Annotated in this window: 1 tRNA gene and 2 rRNA genes (1 of these 3 cut by a window edge); all 3 read left to right on the top strand. The window is 54.8% G+C overall.

Features of this window, described 5'->3' with window-relative positions:
* A 23S ribosomal RNA gene (locus ACWGS9_RS33660) occupies positions 1 to 1,813 on the top strand; it begins 1,114 nt to the left of the window's first position.
* Positions 1,814 to 2,077: 264 nt separating this feature from the next.
* A 5S ribosomal RNA gene (rrf, locus tag ACWGS9_RS33655) occupies positions 2,078 to 2,192 on the top strand.
* Positions 2,193 to 2,357: 165 nt separating this feature from the next.
* A tRNA-Met gene (locus tag ACWGS9_RS33650) sits at positions 2,358 to 2,434 on the top strand.
* Positions 2,435 to 2,500 lie beyond the last annotated feature (66 nt).

The following is a 2,500-nucleotide window of genomic DNA, read 5'->3' as shown; positions in this document are numbered from 1 at the left end:
GGCGGGTGCTAACGTCCGTCGTGAAAAGGGAAACAACCCTGACCTACAGCTAAGGTCCCCAAGTTATGGCTAAGTGGGAAAGGATGTGAGGATCCCAAAACAACCAGGATGTTGGCTTAGAAGCAGCCATCATTTAAAGAAAGCGTAACAGCTCACTGGTCTAAATAAGGGTCTTTGCGCCGAAAATGTAACGGGGCTAAAGCCATACACCGAAGCTTAGGGTTCGTGAGCAATCACGAGCGGTAGCGGAGCGTTCTGTAAGCTGATGAAGCCGTACCCGTGAGGGGCGGTGGAGGTATCAGAAGTGCGAATGCTGACATGAGTAACGTAAGGGGAGTGAGAGACTCCCCCGCCGAAAGACCAAGGGTTCCTGCTTAAAGTTAATCTGAGCAGGGTTAGCCGGCCCCTAAGACGAGGCGGAAACGCGTAGTCGATGGGAACCACGTTAATATTCGTGGGCCTGGAGGTAGTGACGGATCACACAAGTTGTCCAATCTTATCGGATTGAAAGGGCAGCGGAGTGGTTCCAGGAAATAGCTCCTCCTTATAGACCGTACCCGAAACCGACACTGGTGGTCAGGTAGAGTATACCAAGGCGCTTGAGAGAACTATGCTGAAGGAACTCGGCAAATTGCACGCGTAACTTCGGAAGAAGCGTGACCCTTTTCTGCGCAAGCAGAGGAGGGTGGCACAGACCAGGGGGTAGCGACTGTTTATCAAAAACACAGGGCTCTGCGAAGCCGCAAGGCGACGTATAGGGTCTGACGCCTGCCCGGTGCTGGAAGGTTAAGAGGAGGGGTGCAAGCTCTGAATCGAAGCCCCAGTAAACGGCGGCCGTAACTATAACGGTCCTAAGGTAGCGAAATTCCTTGTCGGGTAAGTTCCGACCTGCACGAATGGCGTAACGACTTCCCCGCTGTCTCCAGCATAGACTCAGTGAAATTGAATTCCCCGTGAAGATGCGGGGTTCCTGCGGTTAGACGGAAAGACCCCGTGCACCTTTACTATAGCTTTACATTGGCATTCGTAGTGGCATGTGTAGGATAGGTGGTAGGCTTTGAAACCTGGGCGCCAGCTCAGGTGGAGCCACCCTTGAAATACCACCCTTATTACTATGGATGTCTAACCGCGGCCCGTTATCCGGGTCCGGGACAATGTATGGTGGGTAGTTTGACTGGGGCGGTCGCCTCCTAAAGAGTAACGGAGGCGCGCGATGGTGGGCTCAGAACGGTCGGAAATCGTTCGCTGAGTGCAATGGCATAAGCCTGCCTGACTGCGAGACTGACAAGTCGAGCAGAGACGAAAGTCGGTCATAGTGATCCGGTGGTCCCGCGTGGAAGGGCCATCGCTCAACGGATAAAAGGTACGCCGGGGATAACAGGCTGATGACCCCCAAGAGTCCATATCGACGGGGTTGTTTGGCACCTCGATGTCGACTCATCGCATCCTGGGGCTGGAGCAGGTCCCAAGGGTATGGCTGTTCGCCATTTAAAGCGGTACGTGAGTTGGGTTCAGAACGTCGTGAGACAGTTCGGTCCCTATCTGCCGTGGGTGTAGGAATATTGAAAGGATCTGTCCCTAGTACGAGAGGACCGGGATGGACGGATCTCTGGTGGACCTGTTGTGGCGCCAGCCGCATCGCAGGGTAGCTATATCCGGACGGGATAACCGCTGAAGGCATCTAAGCGGGAAACCCACCTTGAAACGAGTATTCCCTGAGAACCGTGGAAGACGACCACGTTGATAGGCCGGGTGTGGAAGAGCGGCAACGCTTGAAGCTTACCGGTACTAATAGTTCGATAGGCTTGATCGTTCTCATTCCTAATATCCATCTTGTTCTCACTCACGCTTGTTCCGCCCTGCGGGCGGCGCTACGTGGGTGCGGCGCAACGGCGCCGGCGGTCGGTCGACCTTGCGAAGCTTCGCTTCGAAGGGCGCCAGGCTGAAAGAACTTCCAAAGGCACAACAAAGACCAGCGAACAGCTCCGAGAAAGCAGAAACTAGGCACCCCCTATTGGCTACTCGCTCATCGCTATTCGCTCTAAAAGCTTCTCGATTTGAACGTGCGTTTTGCCGACCTGGTGGTTATGGCGGAGCGGCTGCACCCGATCCCATTCCGAACTCGGCCGTGAAACGCTCCAGCGCTGATGGTACTTCGTCTCAAGACGCGGGAGAGTAGGTCGCTGCCAGGTCTGCCAAGCGCACGTTCATCTCACATCCGGATCAAAAGATCCGGATGTGAGACAAATCTTCTCTTTATGGTCAGGCCCGCCAAACGGGATATCGGGCCGCGCAAGCGGCCCTTTCATTTGGCGGCTCCTTGAATTCGGTAAGCTCACACTTACCTCTATCGTTGACGCGGGGTGGAGCAGCCCGGTAGCTCGTCAGGCTCATAACCTGAAGGTCACAGGTTCAAATCCTGTCCCCGCAACCAATTCTATCATAAATCAATAACCGTCCCGGTCTGACCGGGGCGGTTTTTTGCGTTCCGGCCATGCAG

Source organism: Mesorhizobium sp. Arg314 (assembly GCF_053714275.1).
This window is presented reverse-complemented; position numbering and strand designations above follow the sequence as displayed.